Raw genomic sequence first — 25,730 nt, 5'->3', positions numbered from 1 at the left:
TTAAAAAATAGCCACTCATTTGTTGCTATCTCAACAGAAAGTAAACTATTACAAAAATGGCAAACAAAGTAGAAGTAAAAGAATTACTTGATGCAGGTGTACATTTTGGACACCTTACAAGAAGATGGAATCCAAATATGGCTCCTTACATTTATATGGAGCGTAACGGCATTCACATCATCAACTTATATAAAAGTGCTGCTAAAATGCAGGAAGCCGGTGAGGCCCTTGCAAAAATCGCAGCCAGTGGTAGAAAAATCCTTTTCGTAGCTACCAAAAAACAGGCGAAGGAGATCGTTGCCGAACAGGCAGAGAAAGCCAATATGCCATACATTACCGAGCGTTGGCCCGGTGGTATGCTTACCAACTTCGTAACCATTCGTAAAGCTGTTAAGAAAATGGCTTCTATCGACCGAATGAAAAAAGATGGTACTTTCAACACCCTTTCTAAAAAAGAACGTCTACAGGTAGACCGTCTTCGTGCCAAGCTTGAGAAAAACCTTGGATCTATTTCAGATATGAGCCGCCTTCCAGGTGCTCTGTTTATTGTAGATATCACCCGCGAGCATATCGCCGTGAAAGAAGCTCAGAAATTAAACATTCCAATTTTTGCAATGGTAGATACCAACTCCGATCCACGTGAGGTAGACTACGTAATTCCTGCAAACGATGATGCTTCTAAATCTATCAATAAGGTTGTTTCTTATGTAGCCGATTCTATCGTTGAAGGTCTTTCTGAAAGAAAAGCCGGTAAAGAAGAGAAAAAAGCTAAGGAAGAAAAAGAAGACAAAGAGCCAAAAGCTAAAAAATCAGCTGTGAAAGCTGAAAAAGCCGAAGTTCCTTCTACCGATGCTGAAGACAAAAAGGCAATGAAAGAAGCCAAAAAAGATGTGAAGCTGGAATCTAAAAGCGAAACTTTAGATAAAGCCAAAGCCTCTAACGAAGAAGAATAAAAACATATTTTTATAACTCAAAAAGTCGTTTGGTTTCTTCATTTTAATGATTTCTAAACGACTTTTTACTTTTTAAAAACGCATTATTATGGCCAAGATAACTGCCGCAGAAGTAAATAAACTTAGAAAAGCTACCGGTGCCGGTATGATGGACTGTAAAAAAGCTTTGGTTGAAACCGATGGAGATTTCGACAAAGCCATTGAAGTTCTACGTAAAAAAGGTCAGAAAGTAGCTGCAAAAAGAGCCGATCGTGACTCTGCTGAAGGTGCTGCAATCGCGAAAACCAATGCCGATAACACCAAAGGTGTGGTAATCTCTCTAAACTGTGAGACCGATTTCGTTGCAAAAAACGATGATTTCGTAAAACTGGCTAACGATTTCGCAGACCTGGCCCTTAACTTTTCTTCTAAAGAAGAGCTTCTTAAGGCCGATTACAAAGGAATCACTGTAGAAGAGAAACTTACCGAGCAAACTGGAGTAATCGGTGAAAAAATCGAGATCGGATCTTTCAAAACTCTTGAAGCTCCTTTCGTAGGTTCTTACATTCACGCCGGAAACAAGATCGCTGTAATCACCGGTCTTTCTAAAAATGCTGAAGGTGCTGAAGAAGCAGCCAAAAACGTTTCTATGCAGGCTGCAGCGATGAATCCTGTTGCTTTGAATGAAGAAGGTGTAGACCAGTCTACTATCGAGAAAGAAATAGAGATTGCTAAAGATCAACTTCGCCAGGAAGGAAAACCAGAAGCTATGCTTGATAACATTGCTAAAGGAAAAATCCAGCGATTCTTTAAAGACAACACCCTTGTAAATCAGGCTTATATCAAAGACAGCAAACAAAGCGTTGCAGACTACGTGAAAAGCGTAGACTCAGAGCTTGAAGTTGTAGGATTTGAAAGAGTTGCTTTAGGAGAGTAATTAAAATTTGTCATTTCCGGTCCCGATAGTTATCGCGACCGGAAATCCTAATAACTCAAAAACCGCTTCATTAATCTGGAGCGGTTTTTTTATAATTAATCATGTCAGAAAGCACCTTTAAATTCAAACAATTCAGCATAGAACAGGATCGCTGCGCGATGAAAATTGGCACCGACGGGGTTCTTCTGGGAGCCTGGGCTCCCCTAACCCATTCTCCTGAAAGTATTCTCGATATAGGTGCCGGCACAGGCCTCATCGCTTTAATGCTTGCACAGCGTTCAACAGCACCACTTATCGATGCCCTGGAAATAGATGAAGATGCCTATGAGCAGGCCGTCGAAAATTTTGAGCGTAGTGACTGGGGTGACCGATTATTTTGCTATCACGCTGCTTTCGATGAATTTGTTGAAGAAATGCAGGAGGAGGAAAAATATGAGCTTATAATTTCAAATCCGCCGTTTTATTCTGAAGATTATACTTCAGGGAATGTTCAAAGAAACACGGCAAGGTTTGCTGAAGCGCTTCCCTTTCAGGAATTACTGGAAGGAGTCTCTCGTTTGCTTTCTGAAAATGGAATCTTCAGCTGCATCATTCCTTTTAAAGAAGAAGAACAATTTCTGCAATTGGCTCAAGAGAGTAAATTATTTCCACAGAAGATTACGCGGGTACGAGGTACTGAAAATTCAGAAATAAAACGAAGTCTACTCAGTCTTGGTTTTCACAAAATTCAACCTAAAATCGATGACCTATTTCTGGAAATCTCCAGACATCAATACAGCCAAAAGTACCACGATTTGGTTGCTCCTTTTTATTTAAAACTATAAAAAACAGGAAATCTCACAAAGCTTTTCAGAATTAAGGGCAAAACCCGCAAGGGAAATTGCCAACTTGAAAAAGCTTGGTTACATTTGTGTATAAGCACTACACAAAACTTTCTCCGGTAATCGGAGCATAAACAACACACAAATGAAACCAGATCTATTCCAGGCTCCCGATTATTACAATCTCGACGAGCTTTTAACCGATGAACATAAAATGGTACGCGATGCTGCCAGAGAATGGGTAAAGCGTGAAGTTTCTCCTATAATTGAAGACGCAGCTCAAAAAGCCGAATTTCCAAAATCTATTATTGGCGGTTTAGCCGAAATTGGGGCCTTTGGGCCTTACATTCCTGAAGAATACGGCGGTGCAGGGCTCGACCAGATTTCCTACGGGCTCATTATGCAGGAGATTGAACGTGGCGATAGTGGGGTGCGCTCTACAGCCTCAGTCCAATCATCGCTGGTGATGTATCCAATTTTTAAGTACGGCACCGAGGAGCAGAAGAAAAAATTCCTTCCCAAACTGGCATCGGGAGAAATGATAGGCTGTTTCGGTCTTACCGAACCCGACTATGGTTCTAACCCAGGTGGGATGGTTACTAATTTCAAAGATAAGGGAGATCACTACTTATTAAATGGGGCAAAAATGTGGATTTCCAACGCCCCCTTTGCCGATATCGCCATAGTTTGGGCCAAAAATGAAGAAGGCCGAATTCACGGTCTTATTGTAGAACGCGGAATGGATGGCTTCTCCACACCCGAAACCCATAATAAATGGTCGCTTCGTGCCAGCGCCACCGGCGAGCTTATTTTTGACAATGTAAAAGTTCCTAAAGAAAATCTGATGCCTGAAAAATCGGGATTGGGAGCGCCATTGGGTTGTCTCGATTCTGCACGATACGGGATTGCCTGGGGCGCGATTGGAGCCGCGATGGACTGCTACGACACAGCCCTTCGTTACGCCAAGGAAAGAGTGCAATTCGACAAGCCAATCGCAGGAACCCAGCTTCAGCAAAAGAAATTGGCCGAAATGCTTACCGAAATCACCAAAGCCCAGTTAATGGCCTGGAGACTTGGAGTTTTACGCAATGAAGGAAAGGCGACTTCAGCTCAAATTTCTATGGCCAAAAGGAATAATGTAGAAATGGCGATTAATATAGCCCGGGAAGCCAGACAGGTTTTGGGCGGAATGGGAATTACCGGCGAATACAGCATCATGCGCCATATGATGAACCTGGAAAGCGTTATTACCTATGAAGGCACACACGATATTCACCTTTTAATTACAGGGATGGATATTACCGGGATTCCGGCTTTTTAAAAATTAAAACAAACCTCACAGGTTTTTAAAACCTGTGAGGTTGTTTCTAGTAGTTTACAATCAAGAATCTCCTAGCAGGTCAAAACAAGGGCAGCGTTTACAGCGTTTGCCCTTTTTATATTTTTCACAGCATTCAGATTTTAAAGCTTTGGGCTTTTTAGGGAAAACCCCTTCCACCCTCAAATAATCTTTAGATTCGCTTGAATAGAAAACCAGGATGTTACAATTCGGGATCATAGATTAATTTCTAGCTTCAAGATAAATTAAAAAGATAAAATTGAGCAGTTAAACAGTGCATAAATCGGGCCTTAGATTTCATATTTTGGACTACCGGCTTTATTTTTGCAAAAATGAAGCAGAAATTTATGATACATGAAATTCAGAAGGCGATTCAACCTCAGGTAGATCAACTTTTAAATCATCCGTTATATTCAAAAATTGAAGCTCCCGGGCAACTCCAAATATTTATGCAGCATCATGTGTTTGCAGTTTGGGATTTTATGTCTTTGCTCACTGCCTTACAGCAAAGATTCACCAAAACCACCAGCCCCTGGTTACCTGTGGGAGATCCTGAAATACGGTATTTAGTCAATGAAATTGTACTTGCCGAGGAAACCGACTTAAATTTCTACGGAAAGCATCAGAGCCATTTTGAAATGTACCTGGATGCGATGGAAGCAGCTGAGGCCAACCCCAGGATGATATCAGATTTTTTACTGCACGTGACTCACGGCACCGATATTTTTCTGGTCATCGCCGCCAGCAAAATTCCGGTAAGCATCAAACAATTTTTAAAGACCACCTTCGATGTAATTTCTGAAGGGAAAGCGCACAAAATCGCTGCCGCCTTCACCTTTGGCCGGGAAGGTTTAATTCCAGATATGTTCAGCAGCATAATTGGGCAGATACAACAAAAGTTTCCGGAAAAGGATCTTAAGCTTTTTAAATACTATTTCGACCGTCACATCGAACTCGATGCCGACGAGCACGGCCCTATGGCTTATAAAATGGTAGAAAACCTCTGCGGCAATGATTCAGAAAAATGGGAAAAAGTTAGAGAAACTGCTATTGGCGCCCTTAAAAGTCGAATAGAATTATGGGACGGGATCCAGGCTGAAATTGAAGAAAAAATCCCATTAGAAAACCGGTTGAGTTAGAACCCAACCGGCTTTTTTAAAAAATTGTTATTATAAAGATTAAGTCGACTCCGGAGCCATTTTCACCTCCAGGCCGTCCAGTTCATCTGTAATAGGAATCTGGCAGCTAAGCCTGCTGTTTTCTTCGACAAAAAAGGCCTGGTCAAGCATATCTTCTTCCTCATAGCTCTTTTCGGGCAACATATGTTCCAGGTTGAGCATATAACATTGACAGGAGGCGCACATTGCCATACCTCCACAAATCCCTATGGTTCCTTCAGGAGCTAATTCATAAGAGCGAATTACCTCCATAAGATTCATATTCATATCGGTAGGTGCATCCACCAAATGGGCTTCTCCTTCCCGATCTATGATGGTGATTTTAATATCAGACATATTTTTGTGTTTCCTGGCCTAAAGGCTAATTTATACTTTTAACTACTTCTCTTTTAGCTTCCTTCTTACTCCCGTCAAACCCACTAACTCCACTTACGGTAGTGTATTTCATCACATATTTTTTATCGGGATTAATGAGTTGATAAGCACTTTGGCACATAATGGCCGCTTCGTGAAATCCGCATAAAATAAGTTTCAATTTGCCCGGATAGGTGTTTACATCACCAATGGCATAAATACCGGGAATGTTGGTTTGGTAATCGTAAGAATTATTTACTTTAATCGCATTTTTCTCGATTTCCAGACCCCAGTCGGCTATTGGGCCAAGTTTAGGAGAAAGGCCAAATAGAGGAATAAAATAATCGGTTTCCTTAATTTCCTTTTCTGAAGCTTTAGCATTGTGTGAAATTACCACAGCCTCGAGGTTTTCGTCACCCTTAAGGTCAGTTACTTCAGCTTCAGTGATAAGGTTGATTTTGCCGATTTTTGAAAGCTCCTCTACCTTTTCTACGGAATCCAGCGCCCCACGAAAATCTTTTCTACGGTGTACCAGAGATACTTCAGAAGCAATTTCAGCAAGGAAAATAGCCCAATCTAAAGCTGAATCGCCGCCACCGGCAATAACTACCCGCTTATCCCGATAGACTTCGGGATCCCGAATAATATAAGCCACCCCTTTATCTTCAAAATCTTTAATATTTGCGATTGGGGGTTTTCGCGGTTCAAAACTACCCAATCCCCCGGCGATTACCACTACGGGAGCCTGGTGTTGGCTACCGCGACTGGTGGTCACGATAAAGCTTCCATCCTCCTGCTTTTCTATAGTTTCGGCACGTTCTCCCAGGGTGAAACCCGGCTCGAACGGCTTTATTTGCTCCATTAGATTATCTACAAGATCGCCGGCAAGCACTTCAGGAAAACCGGGAATATCGTAAATTGGTTTTTTGGGGTAGATCTCTGAACATTGTCCGCCGGGCTGTGGCAGGGCATCGATGAGATGGCATTTTAATTTTAACAGGCCGGCTTCAAAAACGGCAAACAAGCCCGTAGGGCCTGCGCCAATAATTAATATATCGGTTTTAATCATTCTTCTTTTTCAATTTTAGCAAGATAATTAGGCTTCAATATTGACTACCTGCTCGATTTGCGGAACATACTTTTTAATGGTCATTTCCACTCCCGATTTCAGGGTCATCTGGTTTACCGAGCAACCTACGCAGGCACCTTCCAGCTGAACTTTCACCAATTTATCGTCTTCTATAGAGACCAGGGAAATGTTACCCCCGTCGCTTTCTAAAAATGGACGAATCTCGGCCAAAGCTTTTTCTACGTTTAATTTTATTTCTTCGCTAGTCATAGTTTACTTTTTTACGGCGCTGCATCCGGCCATTGTAGTGATCTTGATCGCTTCGGTAGGTGGCAGACTTTGATTACGGTTAACGGTTTCCTGCACCACATTTCGGGTAATTTCCTCGAAGGCAGCCTCCAGTGGAGTTGCGGTTTGAAGCGCAGCAGGATGACCAATATCTCCAGATTCTCTTAGGCTTTGCACCAAGGGTATCTCTCCCAGGAAGGGAACCTGTAAATCTTCAGAAAGGTTTTTAGCTCCCTGTTTTCCGAAGATATAATATTTGTTTTCAGGAAGTTCCTCAGGCGTGAAATACGACATATTTTCTACGATTCCCAGCACAGGAACGTTTATACTTTCCTGCTGAAACATCGCCACTCCCTTTTTAGCGTCGGCAAGAGCCACATTTTGAGGGGTGCTCACCACCACAGCACCGGTAATGGGTAAGGATTGCATAATAGAAAGATGAATATCTCCTGTTCCCGGAGGAAGGTCTACCAGAAGAAAATCGAGTTCTCCCCAGGCAGCATCAAAAATCATTTGATTTAAAGCTTTCGCGGCCATAGGCCCTCTCCAGATTACAGCCTGATTTGGTTTGGTGAAAAATCCGATTGAAAGAATTTTCACCCCGTGATTCTCTACCGGCTTCATTTTAGATTTCCCGTCTACATTTACCGACAGCGGTCGCTCTGCAGCAACATCGAACATAATGGGAGCAGATGGACCGTAGATATCGGCATCTAAAAGACCCACATTAAAGCCCATTTTTGCAAGACTTACCGCAATGTTTGCAGTTACGGTAGATTTACCTACCCCTCCCTTCCCGGAGGCCACTGCAATTATATTTTTTATTCCCGGAATGGCTTTTCCTTTGATTTCAGGCTTTTTATCGGGAGCTTCAACCTTTATATTCACCTTTACCTTAGCTTCTTTAGAAACTTTTTCCTGAATGGTTTTAATCACATCGGCTTCAGCCCTTTTTTTAATATGCAGTGCGGGGGTGCTTAATAACAAGTCTACCACAACCTCATCGCCAAAAACCATCACGTTTTGAACCTGCCCGCTCTCTACTATATTTTTGCCTTCTCCGGCTACCGAAATGCTTTCAAGAGATTTCAGTATTTCCTTCCTATCTAATTTCATTAAGTATATGTTTTGGGGCTATTGATTTATATTCAGTTTATAAAATTCCCCGAACTTCAATAGTACCGGGCAATTTCACTAGAAATCAACAGCTTATATAGATCGATTCTAAATGCAAATATAGGAGTAAAAGCCAAGAAAACGAACATTTTAGGCTTATTTGCTTTATTGCCGTATAAACAAGCCTGATGGATTAAAATATTGGGGTTTCCCGGGACGAATCTGTTGATTAATTGAGCAATTCTTTAAGAAAAGCCAACCGGAAGAGCTTCTGCGAAAAGTTTAAAATAAGAGTTTAGAGAGTAAATTTTATTCAGATTTTAGAGGGTCCCAAAAGACAGCCTCAAAATTCTGAATCTGGTCGTCCTTTACTGACACCCCTTCGGCTTCAAGAAGATTTTTCATCGCATTACTATCGCCAAAATGACTTTTCCCGGTTAATAAACCCTTGCGGTTAACTACCCTATGAGCCGGGACGTCTTCTATTTGATGTGAAGCATTCATCGCCCAACCCACCATTCTTGCACTCTGAGGCGACCCAATAGCACGGGCAATAGCGCCATAACTGCTTACCCGGCCTTGTGGAATTTTACGAACCAGGGCATAGACTTTTTCAAAGAAATTTTCTTCAGCAGGCATTAGAGATTGTAGATTCTAATTATGGTAATAATGACAAGCACCAGCATTAAAATCGCCATAAAATAATTGGAATATCTCGCGAATTTTTCAGCTTTCTCTTCAATACTCACAAATGAAAGCACATAAAAATAAAGGGTGGTAAAGCTTCCCATACTGGCTGCCAGCACAAATGCAATAATTAATGACCAATCGTACTCCACTCCCACGCCTACATTCATCGCCCCGGCCAGAGCCACAAAAAACGGAATAGGAAAAACATTTAAACCGGCTACCAGCATTCCTTTAAATATACTATTGGCATTGGCCCGCCTGGAGCTGTTAGGCAAACCTTTTTTCCTTTTTGCCATTATAAAAAAATACACCCCTAAAAGTGTGAAGACCACCAGGCCTGCTCTTAACAGGATATTTTGCACATAAGTATTACCGAAAATATACTTGGCCAGAAGAACCGCGATTAAGGCCTGAAGAAATACTACAATGGTGGCTCCAAGGGCTACGTAAAGGCCATTCTTTTTGCCTTTCTCAACACAGGTTTTAGCAACCGTCATATTTACCAATCCCGGAGGGATAACCCCGATAAGGGCGGCAAAATATGTTATTAAAAAGAGTTTGGTTTCCTGCAAAAGCCCTTATTTAATCTTAAACTGAATATAGGTGATTGGTTTCCCCTGCTCAAGATACTGTTTTTCATAGAAAGTTTGAATTTCCCGCACTTCTTTTGGAGAATATTCATTTTTATAAATATCGTGATGGGCATATAAGATCTCCTGTCCCTGCCCGTGCAGAAGTCCAAGAGTGTAACCGTGCATAAATTCACTGTCGGTTTTAAGATTTATCAGGCCACCGGGTTTGAGAATGTTCTTATATTTCTTAAGAAATTCGGCATTGGTGAGCCGGTGTTTGGTGCGCTTATATTTGATTTGAGGATCGGGAAAAGTAATCCAGATTTCATCTATTTCGCCTTCAGCAAAAATTCTGTCGATCAATTCTATTTGGGTGCGTACAAAGGCCACATTATTTAAGCCTTCTTCAATTGCGGTTTTAGCCCCTCTCCAAAATCGGGCACCTTTAATATCTACTCCAATAAAATTTTTATCCGGAAAATATTTCGAAAGCCCTATGCTGTATTCGCCTTTTCCGCAGCCGAGTTCGAGAACGATTGGCTGTTCATTTTTAAAAAAATTGCTGTTCCATTTCCCTTTAAGCTCGAATTGGTCTTTTTCCAGGGTTTCCCGTGAAGGTTGAATCACATTTTCAAAGCTTTCGTTCTCTTTAAAGCGTTTTAATTTATTTTTACTTCCCACTGGCTATTTAAAATTTTGGTAAAATTAAGGAAATTAGCCAAGAGGCGCCTAAATTTATAATGATATGGCCCGAAAAAGAATTCTTGTTGCTGCTTTAAACTGGGGTCTTGGTCACGCGAGTCGCTGTATCCCAATTATAAGAGCGCTGGAGACCGAGGGTTTTGAACCCATTCTTGCCAGCGATGGAGCTGCTTTAAAGTTATTGCAACTGGAGTTTCCCGAGCTAACCTCAATTGAGTTGCCCAGTTATAATATCTCATACTCAAAACAGGGAGGCCTGCTGAAATGGAAAATTATTCTCAATTCTCCACGCATTCTAAAAGCTATTTTAGCTGAAAAACGACTTTGCCGGGACCTGGTTAAAAAATATAATTTAAAAGGAATAATTTCAGACAATCGTCTGGGAGTTAGGGCAAGTGGAGTTCCTTCGGTATTTCTAACGCATCAGTTAAATGTACTTTCGGGGAACACCACCAAACTAAGCAGCATTATTCATCAAAAATACATTTCGAAATTTGATGAATGCTGGGTCCCCGATTTTCCAGGAGAAAAAAACTTAAGCGGCAGACTAGGGCACCCCAAGTTAAGCCCGAATAATGTGAAATATATCGGACCCCTTAGCAGGTTCAGGAAAACAGGATTTCCGAAGAAATATGAAATTTTGGTGTTGCTCTCTGGCCCCGAACCTCAGCGAAGCATCCTGGAAGAGTTGCTGCTGAAGGAATTTATTGAATATGAAAAAACCTGCCTTTTTGTGCGCGGAAGTTTTTCAGCTTTTGATTCCGCAGAAAAATATAGAAACCCGAATTTGGAAATCATCGATCATCTACTGGCCGAAGAGCTGGAAACAGCGATAAATTCAGCAGAAATAGTTGTTTGTCGCTCTGGTTACAGCAGCATTATGGACCTGGTAAAACTGCAAAAGAAGGCGTTTTTTATTCCCACTCCCGGGCAATATGAACAACTTTACCTGGCCAACCGAATGCAAAAACTGGGTTTAGCTGCTTATTGCCGGCAGGAAAACTTCAGCGTTAGAAAACTGGAAGAGGTTAAGAATTATTCGGGTTTAGGAGGTTTTGGAGACTTTGAGCTTCCCGTTTCGCTCTTTAGCCTTTTCGAGGGTAAATGAAAACTCACTTCCCACCCCAAAAACGCTTTCCACATAAATTTTTTCATCGTGAGCTTCCAAAATATGTTTCACGATAGAAAGTCCCAAACCTGAGCCTCCTTCTTTTCGGGAACCACTTTTATCGATACGGTAAAAACGTTCAAACAGGCGCGGAATGTTTTCCTTGGCAATTCCTTCTCCATTATCGGTAACCCGAACAATGACCTTATTCTTGATGAGATTTTCAATACTTACTTCAGTAGTACCTCCTTTCTTTCCGTATTTAATAGAATTTACCACCAGGTTGGTGACTACCTGCTGTATGCGGTCCCTGTCCCCGCGAACCATAATGGGGTTGGTGTAATCCATATCGAAAGTTAGGGTGATGTTTTTCTTTGCTGCTTTCATCTCGAGCAGATCGAAAACATTATCTACCACCTCCACTATATTGAAATCTTCAATTTCGAGATGCACTTCACCGGCTTCCAGTTTCGTGATCATATCCAGGTCTTTCACGATATAGATCAAACGCTCTACCCCTTTGTTGGCCCGTTGCAGGTATTTTTTTCGAACACTTTTATCCTTTAAAGCCCCATCCAGAAGCGTAAGTATATATCCCTGAACAGTAAAGAGTGGAGTTTTTAATTCGTGGGCTACGTTTCCCATAAATTCTTTACGGTAGGCTTCTCTAACTTTAAGGGTTTCGATTTCAAGCTTTTTGTGCTCGGCAAATTTTTCGACCTCGCGGGTGAGGCTGGCCATATCGGTAGTAACCTGAGAAGGTCTTAAGGTAGTGGAATCGAGCAACGACACATTATCGTAAATCTTTTTTATGCGTTTATAAATAAAGTGCTCTACCCTGTACTGGATTATAAAAAATGAAAAAATATAGGAAATCAATGTAAAGGCCAGGAGCGGCCATAACATAAACTGGTTGGTAAAATACAGAAACAAGCCAACCACCACACTCATAAAAAGGGTGATTACCAGAGAGGTTTTTATAGCAAACTTATATGATCGCTTGAAGCTTTTTGCCATTAAACTACAAACTTATAACCTACTCCCTTTACGGTTTTGAAGCTTTTATCCCCAATTTTCTCCCGTAATTTACGAATATGCACGTCTATGGTGCGACCGCCAACCACTACCTCATTTCCCCAAACCTTATCGAGAATTTCTTCGCGTTTAAATACCTTGCCGGGTTTGGAAGCCAAAAGCGATAATAGTTCGAATTCCTTACGTGGTAAGATGAGTTCCTCCCCATCGTTAATGACCTTATATTCATCTCGATTAATTATAAGGTCTCCTATTCGAACAATATTGGTACTGCCGCTATCGTCCTTAAATCTTCGAAGCAAAGCCTTTACCTTACTTACCAGAACCTTGGGTTTGATAGGCTTGGTAATATAGTCGTCGGCCCCGGCATCGAAACCGGCCATTTGAGAATAGTCTTCCCCCCGGGCGGTTAAGAAAGTAATGATGCTTTCTTCAAGTTCGGGAATTTTGCGAATTTGCTCACAGGCTTCGATACCATCCATCTCGGGCATCATCACATCAAGAATAATAAGATGCGGTTTTTTCTTTTTTGCAATTTTCACCCCATCGGCTCCATTCTCGGCGGTGAGCACCTGGTAGCCTTCTGCACTAAGGTTGTAACCTACGATTTCCAGAATATCGGGTTCATCGTCTACCAGCAGAATTTTAATGTCCTTTTTTTTCATTTTGGGTTGTTGGTTAAACTAATTCTATGTGTAAAAGTAACCATTAATTTGATTTCTGAATTCACCTGCCCATCTCCCTCTTAACATTGACTTAATTAACGCCAGCCGCGGTTTATCTCCATAACTACAGTAAAAACAGGCGCTTACAGGCTATATCTAAAATGTAGAAGTTTCAACATCATCTACTAAATGCCTTAATTCGAAACTTTAATATAACATTTCCCCGGCTGGTTTTAACTGAAGCGTAAACTTAAGCTAAACCTCTACTTAGACTTTGATTGTTTATTTGCCGTGAAATTAAAACCTATTAAAAATCAAATTTTGAATTATGAAAAAACTAATTATTTCTGGCTTTGCAATTGCCGGTTTGCTTCTTAGCTCATGTAGCACCGATGATGATGCTCCAATCGAGCAACTAGCCACCTGTACCGACGGGATTCAAAACGGAACAGAAACCGGCGTTGATTGCGGTGGCGCCTGTGCCCCTTGTGAAGGCACCGGAGGGACAGATGAGCGCGACGAGGATCTTTCTGGTTTAATCGCTGAAGATATGACTTTAACCAACGACATCATCTGGGAATTGAACGGAAAAGTAGTGGTAGGTGACGGAGTAACCTTAACCATCGAGCCGGGAACCATCATTAAAGGTAGAGAAGGAACAGGTTCTTTGGCTTCTGCTCTAATTGTAGCCCGTGGAGGAAGAATCGAAGCCGAAGGTACTGCCGAGGAGCCCATAGTTTTTACTTCTATAAACGACAATATTCAACTGGGAGAAAAATGGGGAACCAACCTTGACGAAAATGACCGTGGACTCTGGGGAGGTGTAATAATTCTTGGTTATGCACCATCTTCTTTTGAAGGCGATTCTGAAGTTTCTCAAATTGAAGGAATTCCAGCCGATGATGACTACGGAAGATACGGAGGCGATGATGCCAATGATGATTCAGGAATATTCAAATATGTATCTATTCGTCACGGGGGAGCGCTTATCGGGTCTGGAAACGAAATCAATGGGCTTACCCTTGGTGGAGTTGGTAGAGGAACTGTGATTGATCACGTTGAAATAGTTGGAAATGTAGATGATGGTGTAGAATGGTTTGGTGGGAATGTAGACTCCAGCAATATACTTGTATTTGCTGGTGGAGATGATGGTCTGGATATCGACCAGGCTTATTCAGGAACTATTACCAATGCTCTTGTAATTCAGGGAGCTGAATCTGATCACGCTTTGGAAATAGACGGTCCCGAAGGAACCTTAAATGGTGCATTCACCATCCAGGATCTTACCATTATTGGAGACCCAAATGCTCCCTCTGGTGAAATCGCCGATTTTAGGGATAACGCTATGGGTACCGTTAAAAATGTTGTGGTGTGGGGTTTCAATTCAGATCAGGACGTAGAACTGGATGACGAAAGAACTGCAGCCAACTACGTTAACGGAGACCTGGTATTTGAAGCCTGGGAAATCGTACTTCCTGAAGGAGTAAGCGATGTAACCGGAATTTTCTTTGACACTACCAATACCACAAACTTTAAAGCTGAATCAACCAACTTCGCCACCGATATTGAAGAAGGTGAGCAAAGTGTAGGTGCCGATCTTTCAGTTTTCGATTGGACTTACGCGAAGTATCGCGGGGCCTTCTAAGAAAGATTTCAGCAAATAACTTTTAAAATTGCCCTCCCTTTTCGGGTGGGCAATTTAACATTCGAATTAATACTTTATGAGAACCAAAATTGCACTCTTATTATTTTTTCTTTTTTTCATAAATCTAACCTGGGCTCAAAAGGGCAAAATTTCAGGTACTATTTATGACACCGAAGTAAACGATGTTTTACCTTTTGCCAATGTTGCGGTTAAAGGAACTAACAACGGGACCACCTCAGACTTTGAAGGAGATTATACCCTAAGCGTTGACGAAGGCACTTATACTATTGTTTTTTCATTCGTAGGTTATGAAACTATTGAGGTGACTGAAGTTGAAGTAAAAGCCAATGAAGTTACTGCTCTCGATGTAAACATGAAATCTTCAGCTGGAGCACTCGACGAGATTGTTATTACTACAACCACCGCCAGGGATACCGAAGCTTCAGTACTGGCGATGCAGAAGAATTCAGTGAACCTCAGCGATGGATTATCTTCGCAATCTTTCAGCAAGATTGGAGCCGGCGAGGTTTCTTCAGCAGTAAAAACAATTCCGGGAGTATCGGTGCAGGATGGAAAATATGTATATGTAAGAGGTCTGGGAGATCGCTACACCAAATCTATTTTAAACGGAATGGATGTACCCGGTTTAGACCCAGACAGAAATACCCTGCAAATGGATATTTTCCCTACCAGTATTCTGGATAATGTAATGGTACTGAAATCATCTACTGCCGATTATCCGGCCGATTTTACCGGAGGTATGGTAAATATTATCACCAAAGATTTTCCCACTAAGGAAGAATACAACCTCTCTATAGGGGGAACCTATAATCCGCAGATGCATTTCAACTCAGATTTTTTACAATACAGCGGCAGCAAAACCGACTTCCTGGGCTTTGACGACGGTAGTAGGGACAGGCCTATAAACAGGCAACAAATCTTCCCTCGCCCCTTCGATAATGACGCTGCTCTAACCCGAATTACTCAAAGATTTGATCCCACCCTGGGCGGAAACCGCAGCAGCAACCTTATGAATTTTAGCGCCGGATTCTCGGCCGGAAATCAATATGATTTAAAAAACAATGATAAGTTAGGCTATTTTGCTGCTCTCTCTTACAGTAATAGCAGCGAATACTTCGAAAATCTTCAGAATAATTCGTATTTAAAGCCAAGAAACACTGAAGACTACGAACTTCGCCCAAGCCGAATTTTGGTGGGGGATGTTGGGAAACAAAATGCTCTTTTGAGTGCAATGACCGGTTTGGCCTACAAAGCCGAAAAATCCAAGTATCAGTTGAATTTATTACACATCCAAAACGGGGAATCTACCGCGGGTGATTTTTACGAGCAAATTCTGGTTTCTGATGCTGTGCAGGTTTTTAGAGATAACCTGGAGTATACCCAAAGATCTATAAGCAACGCCCAGTTATCTGGAAAACACACTAACGAAGATGCCTCCTGGACTACAGAATGGACCCTGTCTCCCACCCTGGCACGGGTTAATGATAAAGATGTTAGAATTACCGCATTTGAATATAACCCCAATAACGACACCTACAGCATTAGACCCAGTTCCTCTGAGAGTCCCACCCGAATTTGGAGAGATCTCGAGGAAATAAATCTTGCAGGGAAACTCGATCTCACTAAAAAACATCAATTGCTGGGCAGAGATGCCAACCTGAAATTTGGAGGGGCTTACACCTATAAAGAGAGAGATTTTTCCATAGATCAATACCAGATCCTCATTCAGGGATCGGTAAGTCAAAATTACGAAGGGGATGCGAACCAGGTATTGGCACCGGGCAATATCTGGACTCCTGAAAATCGCCGCGGATCTTATATAAACGGATTTTACGAACCGGCCAACACCTTTAATTCATATACCACAAATGCTGCGGCCTACATTTCAGAAGAGTTTAAAATAGCAGAAAAATTAAAGGCTATTCTGGGAGTTCGATTTGAGAAATTCGACCTTTTCTATACCGGGCAAAACAACCTGGGAGGCGTGGTGTTTGATGAAGAACAAATATTGGATCAAGCCGATTTCTTCCCATCGGCAAATTTCATTTATTCGCTAAACGAGGATTCTAACCTGCGCTTATCCTATTCGAAAACCACGGCCCGACCTTCATTCAAGGAGGCATCGATTGCTCAAATCTACGATCCACTGGCTAACAGGACTTTTATAGGTAATATAAATATTCAGCCTACCTATGTAGACAATTTAGATTTGCGCTATGAACTTTATAGCGATGACGCTCAGTTTTTTGCAGTGAGCACTTTTTATAAAATGTTTAGCGACCCTATCGAGCTGTCGGTATTCAGTGACTTCTCGGCCGATAACTTTCAACCAAGAAATGTAAATGATGCAAGAGTTGTTGGAGCTGAAATCGAATTGCGCAAGAATTTCGGGTTTATTACTGAAGGGCTTAAAAAACTGGATCTAAACCTCAATGTTTCGGTAATAGATTCACAGGTTGAGATGGACAGAAGCCCCAGTGGGGAATACGAATCCAGACAAAGAAATCTTAGACCGGGTGAAGAATTTGACGGCACCCGCCAACTACAGGGACAATCTCCTTTTCTAATCAACGCAGGCTTAAATTACAACGACCGGGATAAGGGCTGGCAGGCAGGGATTTTTTACAACACTCAGGGTAAAACTCTTGAATTAGTAGGCCTGGGTACAGTGCCCGATGTATATACCATGCCTTTTCACAGTTTAAATTTTAACCTGAATAAAAGTTTTGGAGAGCAGCAAAATTCGACCATTTCCTTAAAGGTTTCCAATATCCTGAACGATGATATAGAAAGCAGGTTTCAGTCCTATGGCGCAGAAGACCAGATCTTTTCGCTTCGCAGCCCGGGAACTCCAATCTCTTTGAGCTATAGTTATAAGTTTTAATATAGATTTGATTTAGCAATTAAAAGGCTGCCTCCCGGGGCAGCCTTTTATATTTAACATATTATTCAGTCAAATGAGAAATTCATGTGGCATCATTTTTGAAATTTTTTATTTAAGTTTGTAATAATCTCTATAGACACGCATGAAGCAATACTACTTATTAAGTTTCATATTGGTGCTTTTCCTATTTGCAGCTGCCCCTAATGCAGTAGCACAGGATAGTAGCCGCCCCGGGACGCAGAAGGAAATCCCGATAGACGGTTTGTCTATATACCCCAACCCGGTAACCGATGGTAAGGTTTATATCACCTCCTCCAGAAATCTTGAAAAAGAAATCGAAATTTACAATGTACTTGGAAAGCCTGTACAAAAATTAAGACTTCGTGGCCGGGAGTTGGATGTTTCAGCCTTAGAGGCCGGAATTTACATTTTAAGAATTTCCGAAGATAAAGCAAATGCAACCCGAAAGCTGGTTGTAAGATAATTACAAACTTCAGCTCAATATTATAAGCTTCTATTTCAGAAGCTTTTTTTTATACTTCTTTATGCTGGAAAAACGAATTTTTGAAATAGAAAGCCCTGCAGATTTTGAAGAAATATGCCTTGAGGTTTTCGCATTTCAATATGAGCATAATAAGGTATATCAGAAGTTTTGCAGGCTACTAAATAAGAAGCCTGAAAACGTATCAGCTTCCAAAGAGATTCCCTTTCTTCCTATCGAATTTTTCAAAAACCAAAAAGTTATTTCCGGAAGAGATGATGCTGAAATTATATTCACCAGCAGCGGGACAACCGGGATGGCCACCAGCAAACATTATGTGAGTAAGCTCGAGCTATACGAACAAAGCTTCAAAAAGACCTTTAAACAGTTTTATGGCGATCCCGAAAACCTGGTAATTCTGGCTCTATTGCCCTCTTACCTGGAAAGAACAGGTTCTTCGCTAATTTATATGGTTGATGCCCTGATTAAGCAATCAAGGCAACCGGAAAGCGGATTTTACCTTAACAATCTGGAAGAACTTGCAGAAAAACTCAGAAGCCTGGAGGCCCGGGGTAAAAAAAGTTTGCTTATTGGGGTTAGTTTTGCACTCCTCGACCTGGTAGAGAAATATAATTTTAAGCTTCAGCATACTATAGTAATGGAAACCGGTGGAATGAAAGGCCGTCGCAAGGAAATGATTCGGGAAGAACTTCACGGCATCTTAAAGCAGGGCTTTGGAGTTGAAAAAATTCACAGTGAATACGGAATGACCGAACTGCTCTCGCAGGCCTACTCCAAAGGCGATGGAATCTTTGAATGCCCAAAGTGGATGAAGATTCTAATACGTGATCCTGAAGATCCTCTTCAACTTTTAGATGGTGGAAAAATCGGTGGCATTAATATGATAGATTTGTCTAACCTTTACTCCTGTTCTTTCATCGCAACCCAGGATCTGGGTAAAAAGCTATCAAACTTCGAAACGGCCATTCTGGGCCGCTTTGACAACTCAGACGTACGAGGTTGTAATCTTCTGATATTGTGATTCTTAAAAATTAATTCTAAACAATTTTTAAGAAAAACATAAAGCTGAAGTGAATTTTGTTAAACTTTAAAAACTTCTGTAATTATTTGAAATTCTATCGACTTAATATATGCAAGACGAGTTTAGAATAAGTTCTGGCTATTCTTGCAGGCTAAGTGAAATTTTTTCATATTAGATTGGTTAGTTAGTTGCAAGCCCCGTAAACGTCCTGTTTACGGGGCTTTGTAATTTATAACTTATCTGTTAAATGTAACGGATATAGAAAAAACTCTAATCTACCGCTCTAATAATATAGGTATTCTTCTTCCCTTTATTAAGGATAATATATTTCCCGTTAATAAGGTCTTCCTTATTTAGCAGGTAATCTTCTTTCACCTTTTCCTTATTTACAGAAACCGAATTTTCTTTAAGGGCTCTTCTAGCCTCTCCATTAGACTTAAGAAATCCTGTTTCAGCTGAAAGAGCTGCGATCATATCGAGACCTTCTTCAATTAACTTCTTTGGAACTTCGGCTTGCGGCACGCCTTCAAACACATCTAAAAAGGTAGCCTCGTTCAATGACTTTAAATCATCGGCTGTACTTTTTCCGAATAAAACTTCTGAGGCTTTCACTGCATTTTCAAAATCTTCTCTGGAATGTACCATTACGGTTATTTCTTCAGCAAGGGTTTTCTGCAATTCCCGTAAATGGGGAGCTTCCTGGTGTTTTTTGATCAGATTCTCGATTTCCTCCTGTCCCAGGAATGTAAATATCTTAATGTATTTTGCAGCGTCTTCATCGCTGGTATTAAGCCAGTACTGGTAGAATTTGTAGGGTGAAGTTCGGTTGGGATCGAGCCAAATATTCCCGCCTTCGGTTTTTCCGAATTTAGTTCCGTCGGCCTTGGTGATAAGCGGGCAGGTTAAGGCATAGCCTTTTCCATTACCAATTCTGCGAATTAACTCGGTACCGGTGGTGATGTTTCCCCACTGGTCGCTTCCACCCATTTGCAGCGTACAATTATGTTCTCTGAACAAATGCAGAAAATCATAACCCTGTACTAACTGGTAAGTAAATTCAGTAAAAGACATTCCTTCAGCAGCTTCAGAAGACAGTCTTTTTTTAACCGAATCTTTAGCCATCATATAATTCACGGTAATGTGTTTGCCTACATCGCGAATGAATTCCAGGAAGCTGAAATTTTTCATCCAGTCATAGTTGTTTACCATCACCGCCGAATTTTCCTCAGCACTGTCGAAATCCAGGAATTTTGCCAGCTGATTTTTTAAAGCTTCCTGGTTATGTCTTAGGGTTTCTTCATCAAGCAAATTACGCTCTGCCGACTTGCCTGAAGGATCCCCTATCATACCGGTAGCACCACCTACAAGCGCAAAAGGCTTATGACCACAAAGCTGAAAATGTCTTAGCATCATAACACTTACCAAATGCCCAATATGCAGCGAATCGGCAGTAGGGTCTATCCCTACATATGCCGCTCTCATCGCTTCGTTTAAATGTTCTTCGGTTCCAGGCATATGGTCGTGAATCATCCCACGCCAGCTAAGTTCTTCTACAAAATTCCTATTCATAACTAATATTAAGATTCAAAAAACAGCCGTAAAGATACCATTTCGTCTTATTTTTCCTAAGTGCTTTCCCTATATTTACCTTATGATTTTAGTTACAGGAGGAACCGGGCTGGTAGGTAGTCATTTGCTTTGGAAACTCAGCCAAACCACCCAAAGCATAAGGGCAATTTACAGAGATAAAAGCAGCCAGGAGAAAACCCAAAGAGTCTTTAGATATTATGGGGATAAAAGCAGTGCTGAAGCTGCCTTTAATAAAATTAAATGGATAAAAGCCGATTTAAATGATATCCCGGCTTTAGAAATCGCTTTTGAAAAGGTGGAGAAGGTTTACCACTGCGCTGCCAAAGTTTCTTTTGATCCAAAAGACGCAGCTCAACTTCGCAAAATCAATATAAGAGGAACAGCCAATATTGTAAATCTATGTATAGATTTTAAGGTCAAAAAACTATGCCATGTGAGCAGTATTGCCAGCCTGGGTAATGCAAAAAATTCTGAATTGGTAACCGAAGAACTCACCTGGAATCCTGCCGAAGATCATAATGACTATGCAATTTCCAAATACGGGGCCGAGATCGAAGTATGGCGCGGCTCCCAGGAAGGTGTAAAGGTGATTATCGTTAATCCGGGGGTGATTATTGGCCCGGGATTCTGGGATTCTGGTAGCGGGCAAATTTTTAGAAAAATCGATAAAGGTTTAAAATATCACTTTCCAAAAGTCACCGGATTTATTGGAGTTGTTGATGTAGTTCAAATTATGCAAAGTCTAATGGAAAGTGCTGAACATAATCAACAATACATCCTTGTTGCCGAAAATAAAAGTTTCAGGCAAATTTTCGACCTGGTTGCCGAACAGCTTGAGAAACCAAAACCCACTACCCCATTAAAAAAATGGATGGTCGCCCTGGGTTGGATTTTTCAGAAAACAGGAAGTTTCTTCGGAAGAAAAAGAAATATAACCCGCAGCAGCATTCAGGGTCTATTTACAGAAACACGGTATAGCAACAAAAAAATTCAGGAGTTACTCGATTATAACTTTATGAGCCTGCAGAAAGTAATCGCTGAAACTTCAAAATTCTATAAAAGGGATCATTAATTTCGGGAAACCGGCGTTTGTAAACTATCGTTTACCACCGGGGTTCTAGATCTACGTGGAGCTTGCTGTTTTTCAAGTTCTGGTTTAGACTCAAGTTGCGGCACATATTTCATAAATTCGGGCTGCATTAATTCGAAGAATTTATTAGCCGTATTAGTGGAATCCCGAAGCCTTATTTCTTCATCTCTAATCGAATCCATCTTTACTTTGAGCACCTCCAAACTATCTTTCACCCTGCGGTAAACCCCTTCGTACAGCGTATATTTTTCAGCATAATAATTATTGCTGCGCTCAAACTGAAGGCTGTCTATCCCGTATTTATCGTAGATGAAATTTTGTGGCGTAAAACCTGTTTTTTCAAATTGCTGTTTATTAAAGTTTCGCGCCGACTGCATCAGGCTCATATCGGTTAAAACCTCAACCATCTTATCTTCAGGAATAAGATCTTTAGGTTTCGGGGTTTTTTCGATATCCTGGCAGGCAGCCAGAATCAAAGAAATCAATATGAGCCCGGCAATTTTTTTCATTTATCTGTCGAAACTTAATCTTTCAGCAACTTTTGAAAATGGCTGATGTTTGAAATTGCGGTACACCAGGTTTCCATTCACAAAGGTATGAGTAACCCGCGATTTAAAAGTAACTCCCTCAAAAGGCGACCAGCCACATTTGTACAAAATATTATCGGGTTGCACGGCCCAGGGGGCGTTGAGATCTACCAGCACCAAATCTGCCTTATAACCTTCTCTAATGAATCCGCGATCTTTGATCTGGAAAAGAATAGCCGGGTTATGGCACATTTTCTCCACGATCTTTTCAAGCGAAATTTTCTCCTGGTGGTATAACTGAAGTATCGCCGGAAGCGCATGCTGCACTAACGGCCCACCGCTTGGCGCCTTGGTATACGGATTTTTCTTTTCTTCTTTGGTATGCGGAGCGTGATCGGTTGCAATCACATCTATTAAATCATCTTTAAGCGCCTGAAGCAGGGCTTCCTGATCTTTTTTGGTCTTCACCGCAGGATTCCACTTGATAAAGGTTCCTTTTTTGGCATAATCGCTATCATTAAACCAAAGGTGGTGAATACAAACTTCAGCAGTGATTTTCTTGTCTTTTAATGGCTTCTTATTACTGAAAAGCGAAAGCTCCTTTGCCGTTGAAAGATGAAAAACGTGAAGACGGGCGCCGGTTTTTTTGGCAAGGGCCACAGCTCTTGAAGAAGAAATATAACAGGCCTCCTCACTTCTTATCTTCGGGTGCAACTCGATTGGAATATTATCTCCATAACGCTCTACACACTCTTCCATATTTTTTTTGATGGTTGCCTCATCTTCACAGTGTACAGCGATAAGCAGTGGAGATTTTGAAAAAATTTGTTCTAAAACTTTTTCATTATCCACGAGCATGTTCCCGGTAGAAGAACCCAGGAATAATTTTAAAGCAGCCGTGGTTTTTGGATCTACCTTTAAAATTTCATCCAGATTATCGTTGGTGCCCCCAAACATAAAAGAGTAATTGGCATAAGAAGACTCCTCGGCCATTTTAAATTTTTCCTCCAGAAGTTCTATAGTAGTGGTCTGCGGAATGGTATTTGGCATTTCAATAAAAGAAGTAATCCCTCCTGCTACCGCAGCTTTCGAACCATCTTTAATAGTTTCCTTATGAGTTAGCCCGGGTTCACGAAAATGAACCTGGTCATCGATTAGCCCAGGGAGCATATAATTGCCTTCGGCATCAAAGATTTGCACATCGGGCGATTTAGGACTTATGCTTTCTGAAATTTCAGAAATTATTCCATCTATTATATAAACATCGGCTTCTTTAATTTTCCCCTCATTAACCAGCCTTGCATTTTTGATCAGAACCTTTTTCATTTAGCTTTTCTTTCTAAAAAGACTTTTTACTTTCATTATTATTACCCCAAAAACGGCTTCAGAAATGATGGAGCCGCTCATTTTGGAGGTTCCCTGAGTTCTGTCGGTAAAGATCACGGGAACTTCCTTTATTTTAAAATTATGCAAATATGCCTTAAACTTCATCTCAATTTGAAAGGCATAACCTACAAACTTGATTTTATCCAAATTTATTGTTTCCAATACCCGTCGCTTATAGCAAATAAATCCGGCGGTAGTATCGTGTATATCCATTCGGGTAATCAACCTTACATATTTTGATGCTAACCAGGACATTAGTACCCGGTTCATTGGCCAGTTAATCACATTTACCCCGGTGACATAACGAGATCCTATAGCAACATCGGCGGCATCCCTTTTACAACTATTGTAAAGTCTTATAAGATCGTTCGGATTATGAGAAAAATCGGCATCCATCTCAAAAACATATTCATAATCCCTTTCTAATGCCCATTTAAATCCGTGAATATAAGCGGTTCCAAGGCCCAGCTTTCCGGTTCTTTCTTCCAGGAACAAACATTCATGGAATTCGGCTTGCAGGGTTCGAACCCTGTCGGCAGTGCCATCAGGCGAGTTATCATCAACAACCAGGACATGAAATCTTCGTCTTTGGGAAAATATATTCCTTAATAAACGTTCTATATTCTCAATTTCATTAAAAGTGGGTATAATGATTATCCCCTTGGTCATCCGATTAAATTTTGGACAAATGTATGCATTTTAAATATGCTCCCAAGCCTCCATATTCAAGCTATAAATTTTAACTTTGCTAAAATTTCCTTTCTATTGCAGGCATTAGAACGACATGTGGATTCCCTGGACTGGATTACCCTTTTAATTCTGGGAATTATGGTTTTACTTGTTAGCGTAAAAGCCACATACCCACAGCGATTTCAGGATTTCACCTCCCTTTTGACCACGGGCAAATTTATGGCCTTTAGAGGAAAGGAGAATAAAGCTTTTCACGCTTTTAACATTTTAATGTTTGGGGTACATCTATTCTCGGTATCCTTATTTCTTTTTGTGACATATAAAACTTTTTTTGAAGCCAATCCTGCACAGCCACAAATTTTATTTATAAGAATAGCCACGGCTTATGGCAGCTTTGTACTTTTAAAAGCTGGAATCGAAAAGATTATTGGTGATATTTTTAATCTGGATCCACAGATAGATTATTACGTGTTCCAGAAATTGAGCTACCGAAATTTTATGGCTCTTTTTCTTCTGGTCCCCGGCCTATTGTTCACTTATGCATTTTCGCCCACGAAAATCCTGGTAGGAAGCCTCATTATAATGCTGGTATTATTCAATATTCTGAGTCTCTTTCTAATCTTCAAACAAAATCAAAATCTTATCGCACGACATTGGTTCTATTTTATTTTGTACCTTTGCGCACTTGAAATTGCCCCTTATATTATTTTGTACAAGCTTTTTACAATTTATTAACAGGTTTCAAACTAAAGTACTTGATTTATGAAAGTGAAAACAATTTTGGTGTCACAGCCAGAGCCTAAAATAGAAAATTCACCTTATTTTGAACTTGAAGAAAAACAACGTGTAAAAATAGATTTTATTCCATTCATTCACGTTGAAGGGGTGTCTTCCAAAGAAGTTAGGCAGCAAAAGGTTGATCTCACCAAATACACGGCTATTATTCTTACAAGCCGTAACTCTGTAGATCACTTTTTTAGAATTGCTGAAGAGCTGCGCTTTAAAGTACCAGATACCTTAAAATACTTTTGCCTTAGTGAAGCCGTAGCCTATTATTTGCAAAAATATGTGGTGTACCGCAAGCGTAAAATTTATGTGGGAAAACGAACCTTTGCTGAATTAGCGCCGCTTATTAAGAAGTATAAAAATGAGAAGTTTTTGCTTCCTTCCTCAGATGTTTTAAAGCCTGAAGTGCCAAAAACATTAAATAAACTGGGCGTTGAATGGAAGCAGGCTACTTTCTATAAAACCGTTGTAAGCGATCTTTCTCATTTAAGAGATGTTACTTACGATATTCTGGTATTTTTTAGTCCCAGCGGAATTAAGTCTCTTTTCGAAAATTTCCCCGACTTTAAACAAAACGATACCCGAATCGCTGTTTTCGGAAACACAACAATTAAAGCTGCCAAGGAACATGGATTGAAGGTAAACATTAAAGCGCCTACTCCAGAGACCCCTTCAATGACCATGGCATTACATAAATATATAGCTGAAGCCAATAAGAAATAATTACTTTATAGGGCCACGAGCCTTTTAGATAAATAAAAAATCCGATGTGAAGGTCACAT

At 40.8% G+C, this 25,730-nt stretch carries 26 protein-coding genes; 13 read left to right on the top strand and 13 right to left on the bottom strand.

The window, feature by feature from the left end:
- The first annotated feature begins 56 nt into the window (after positions 1-56).
- The 5 genes from rpsB to ACW6QP_RS13030 all read left to right on the top strand — a co-directional run bounded on the left by rpsB (position 57) and on the right by ACW6QP_RS13030 (position 5,168).
- Positions 57-953, top strand: a complete 897-nt coding sequence (gene rpsB / locus ACW6QP_RS13050) for a 30S ribosomal protein S2 (protein WP_457911313.1) — start codon at positions 57-59, stop codon at positions 951-953.
- Between the two features lie 88 nt (positions 954-1,041).
- The gene (gene tsf, locus ACW6QP_RS13045) at positions 1,042-1,869 is read left to right on the top strand and encodes a translation elongation factor Ts (protein WP_457911312.1); all 828 of its coding nucleotides are present in this window, start codon (positions 1,042-1,044) and stop codon (positions 1,867-1,869) included.
- Between the two features lie 101 nt (positions 1,870-1,970).
- Complete coding sequence (locus tag ACW6QP_RS13040; RefSeq protein WP_457911311.1) at positions 1,971-2,693, top strand: tRNA1(Val) (adenine(37)-N6)-methyltransferase; 723 nt, start codon at positions 1,971-1,973, stop codon at positions 2,691-2,693.
- A gap of 142 nt (positions 2,694-2,835) precedes the next feature.
- Positions 2,836-4,011: an acyl-CoA dehydrogenase family protein gene (locus tag ACW6QP_RS13035; RefSeq protein WP_457911310.1), complete on the top strand. Its 1,176-nt coding sequence runs from the start codon at positions 2,836-2,838 to the stop codon at positions 4,009-4,011.
- Positions 4,012-4,376: 365 nt separating this feature from the next.
- Positions 4,377-5,168 carry a DUF3050 domain-containing protein gene (locus tag ACW6QP_RS13030; RefSeq protein WP_457911325.1) on the top strand — a complete coding sequence of 264 codons (792 nt, stop codon included), beginning with the start codon at positions 4,377-4,379 and terminating at the stop codon, positions 5,166-5,168.
- Between the two features lie 39 nt (positions 5,169-5,207).
- Here ACW6QP_RS13030 and ACW6QP_RS13025 read toward each other — a convergent pair whose 3' ends face one another.
- From ACW6QP_RS13025 to trmB, 7 genes are all read right to left on the bottom strand, one after another.
- Positions 5,208-5,543 (bottom strand): 2Fe-2S iron-sulfur cluster-binding protein, encoded by a 336-nt coding sequence (locus tag ACW6QP_RS13025; protein WP_457911309.1) that lies wholly within the window; start codon positions 5,541-5,543, stop codon positions 5,208-5,210.
- 25 nt (positions 5,544-5,568) lie between these two features.
- Positions 5,569-6,630, bottom strand: coding sequence for an NAD(P)/FAD-dependent oxidoreductase (locus tag ACW6QP_RS13020; RefSeq protein ID WP_457911308.1), 1,062 nt, complete (start codon positions 6,628-6,630; stop codon positions 5,569-5,571).
- 27 nt (positions 6,631-6,657) lie between these two features.
- Entirely contained in the window at positions 6,658-6,900 is a 243-nt protein-coding gene (locus ACW6QP_RS13015) for a NifU family protein (RefSeq protein WP_457911307.1), read from the bottom strand.
- Between the two features lie 3 nt (positions 6,901-6,903).
- Entirely contained in the window at positions 6,904-8,034 is a 1,131-nt protein-coding gene (locus ACW6QP_RS13010; protein ID WP_457911306.1) for an Mrp/NBP35 family ATP-binding protein, read from the bottom strand.
- A gap of 309 nt (positions 8,035-8,343) precedes the next feature.
- Positions 8,344-8,673 carry an MGMT family protein gene (locus ACW6QP_RS13005; RefSeq protein WP_457911305.1) on the bottom strand — a complete coding sequence of 110 codons (330 nt, stop codon included), beginning with the start codon at positions 8,671-8,673 and terminating at the stop codon, positions 8,344-8,346.
- Positions 8,673-9,296: a LysE family translocator gene (locus ACW6QP_RS13000; RefSeq protein WP_457911304.1), complete on the bottom strand. Its 624-nt coding sequence runs from the start codon at positions 9,294-9,296 to the stop codon at positions 8,673-8,675. The genes ACW6QP_RS13005 and ACW6QP_RS13000 overlap by 1 nt, the downstream gene beginning before the upstream one ends.
- A 6-nt stretch (positions 9,297-9,302) precedes the next feature.
- Positions 9,303-9,977, bottom strand: a complete 675-nt coding sequence (gene trmB, locus ACW6QP_RS12995) for a tRNA (guanosine(46)-N7)-methyltransferase TrmB (RefSeq protein ID WP_457911303.1) — start codon at positions 9,975-9,977, stop codon at positions 9,303-9,305.
- 64 nt (positions 9,978-10,041) lie between these two features.
- Between trmB and ACW6QP_RS12990 the strand changes: the two genes are divergently transcribed.
- On the top strand, positions 10,042-11,106 hold the full coding sequence (locus ACW6QP_RS12990; RefSeq protein ID WP_457911302.1) for a glycosyltransferase: 1,065 nt from the start codon (positions 10,042-10,044) through the stop codon (positions 11,104-11,106).
- On the opposite strand, the gene ACW6QP_RS12985 is transcribed toward ACW6QP_RS12990, so the two are convergent.
- Both ACW6QP_RS12985 and ACW6QP_RS12980 read right to left on the bottom strand, forming a co-directional pair.
- Positions 11,044-12,123, bottom strand: a complete 1,080-nt coding sequence (locus ACW6QP_RS12985) for a sensor histidine kinase (RefSeq protein ID WP_457911301.1) — start codon at positions 12,121-12,123, stop codon at positions 11,044-11,046. The two genes, ACW6QP_RS12990 and ACW6QP_RS12985, sit on opposite strands and share 63 nt — an antisense overlap.
- Positions 12,123-12,806, bottom strand: coding sequence for a response regulator transcription factor (locus ACW6QP_RS12980; protein ID WP_457911300.1), 684 nt, complete (start codon positions 12,804-12,806; stop codon positions 12,123-12,125). Before ACW6QP_RS12980 ends, ACW6QP_RS12985 begins: the two co-directional genes overlap by 1 nt.
- Before the next feature lie 328 nt (positions 12,807-13,134).
- On the opposite strand from ACW6QP_RS12980, the gene ACW6QP_RS12975 reads away from it, so the two are divergent.
- The 4 genes from ACW6QP_RS12975 to ACW6QP_RS12960 all read left to right on the top strand — a co-directional run bounded on the left by ACW6QP_RS12975 (position 13,135) and on the right by ACW6QP_RS12960 (position 18,879).
- Positions 13,135-14,451, top strand: a complete 1,317-nt coding sequence (locus ACW6QP_RS12975; RefSeq protein ID WP_457911299.1) for a hypothetical protein — start codon at positions 13,135-13,137, stop codon at positions 14,449-14,451.
- Positions 14,452-14,527: 76 nt separating this feature from the next.
- Positions 14,528-17,356: a TonB-dependent receptor domain-containing protein gene (locus ACW6QP_RS12970; RefSeq protein WP_457911298.1), complete on the top strand. Its 2,829-nt coding sequence runs from the start codon at positions 14,528-14,530 to the stop codon at positions 17,354-17,356.
- Positions 17,357-17,498: 142 nt separating this feature from the next.
- Positions 17,499-17,840: a T9SS type A sorting domain-containing protein gene (locus tag ACW6QP_RS12965; RefSeq protein WP_457911297.1), complete on the top strand. Its 342-nt coding sequence runs from the start codon at positions 17,499-17,501 to the stop codon at positions 17,838-17,840.
- 61 nt (positions 17,841-17,901) lie between these two features.
- Positions 17,902-18,879: a LuxE/PaaK family acyltransferase gene (locus ACW6QP_RS12960; protein WP_457911296.1), complete on the top strand. Its 978-nt coding sequence runs from the start codon at positions 17,902-17,904 to the stop codon at positions 18,877-18,879.
- A 270-nt stretch (positions 18,880-19,149) separates the two neighbouring features.
- Here ACW6QP_RS12960 and tyrS read toward each other — a convergent pair whose 3' ends face one another.
- Positions 19,150-20,448, bottom strand: coding sequence for a tyrosine--tRNA ligase (gene tyrS, locus ACW6QP_RS12955; protein ID WP_457911295.1), 1,299 nt, complete (start codon positions 20,446-20,448; stop codon positions 19,150-19,152).
- 82 nt (positions 20,449-20,530) lie between these two features.
- On the opposite strand from tyrS, the gene ACW6QP_RS12950 reads away from it, so the two are divergent.
- Complete coding sequence (locus ACW6QP_RS12950) at positions 20,531-21,541, top strand: SDR family oxidoreductase (protein ID WP_457911294.1); 1,011 nt, start codon at positions 20,531-20,533, stop codon at positions 21,539-21,541.
- On the opposite strand, the gene ACW6QP_RS12945 is transcribed toward ACW6QP_RS12950, so the two are convergent.
- The 3 genes from ACW6QP_RS12945 to ACW6QP_RS12935 are packed head-to-tail and all read right to left on the bottom strand — an operon-like array spanning position 21,538 to position 24,141.
- Complete coding sequence (locus ACW6QP_RS12945; RefSeq protein ID WP_457911293.1) at positions 21,538-22,068, bottom strand: DUF4296 domain-containing protein; 531 nt, start codon at positions 22,066-22,068, stop codon at positions 21,538-21,540. The two genes, ACW6QP_RS12950 and ACW6QP_RS12945, sit on opposite strands and share 4 nt — an antisense overlap.
- Positions 22,069-23,412 (bottom strand): dihydroorotase, encoded by a 1,344-nt coding sequence (locus tag ACW6QP_RS12940; protein WP_457911292.1) that lies wholly within the window; start codon positions 23,410-23,412, stop codon positions 22,069-22,071.
- On the bottom strand, positions 23,413-24,141 hold the full coding sequence (locus tag ACW6QP_RS12935) for a polyprenol monophosphomannose synthase (RefSeq protein ID WP_457911291.1): 729 nt from the start codon (positions 24,139-24,141) through the stop codon (positions 23,413-23,415).
- A 96-nt stretch (positions 24,142-24,237) separates the two neighbouring features.
- Between ACW6QP_RS12935 and ACW6QP_RS12930 the strand changes: the two genes are divergently transcribed.
- Both ACW6QP_RS12930 and ACW6QP_RS12925 read left to right on the top strand, forming a co-directional pair.
- A complete protein-coding gene (locus ACW6QP_RS12930) occupies positions 24,238-24,897 on the top strand; it encodes a DUF4271 domain-containing protein (RefSeq protein ID WP_457911290.1) in 660 nt (219 codons plus the stop codon).
- Between the two features lie 27 nt (positions 24,898-24,924).
- Entirely contained in the window at positions 24,925-25,671 is a 747-nt protein-coding gene (locus tag ACW6QP_RS12925; RefSeq protein ID WP_457911289.1) for a uroporphyrinogen-III synthase, read from the top strand.
- Positions 25,672-25,730 lie beyond the last annotated feature (59 nt).

It is taken from the genome of Salegentibacter haimaensis, from assembly GCF_054121495.1.
Note: the sequence above shows the minus strand (reverse complement) of the source record. Positions and strands in the feature narration are given on the sequence as shown.